1 pseudogene is annotated in these 601 nt (G+C 47.9%); it reads left to right on the top strand.

From position 1 onward, the window contains the following. Nucleotides 1-601 (top strand): annotated as a pseudogene (locus RVS70_RS21825) (phospholipase D-like domain-containing protein); the annotation flags it as partial.

Genomic DNA, 601 nt, shown 5'->3' with positions numbered 1-601 from the left:
CTTAAATGTCGGGAAGGAATATATCAGCCGGGATCCGCACATCGGGTTTTGGATAGACACTCACCTTCGGTTGGAAGGTGAGATTGTGCAAAAGCTTCACGCCATCTTTATGCTGGATTGGGAATAAGTCTCCAATGAAGTGTTAATTGATCAAGAAGAGTAAAATACCCCTGTGCACGTGGAGGGAGGTGGAATTTATAAAATTGTCGAGACAGGCACTGACATGAAGGAAAGCATGAGCGACCTATACTATGAAATGATTTCTTCCGCACAGAAGTCAATCTGGATTGCCACGCCCTATTTTGTCCCCAATGAATCCATTCGCACAGCGCTGAAAGCAGCAGCGACAAAAGGCGTGGAGGTAAGGGTTATGGTGCCGGAGAGGAACGACAGCTTTTTGACCCAATACGCGTCGAGGTCCTATTTCCCGGAGCTGCTTCTTGAGGGGATTGAAGTGTACTCCTACCAAAAAGGCTTCATGCATCAAAAAGTCATGATCAGTGATGGCGATCTCGCCTCCGTCGGCACGGCGAATATGGACATGCGCAGCTTTCAGCTCAACTTTGAAGTGAATGTGTTCTTCACGGATGCCGAAGCGATC

Source organism: Virgibacillus sp. M23 (assembly GCF_034190895.1).
Taxonomy (GTDB): domain Bacteria; phylum Bacillota; class Bacilli; order Bacillales; family Amphibacillaceae; genus Virgibacillus; species Virgibacillus salarius.
Note: the sequence above shows the minus strand (reverse complement) of the source record. Positions and strands in the feature narration are given on the sequence as shown.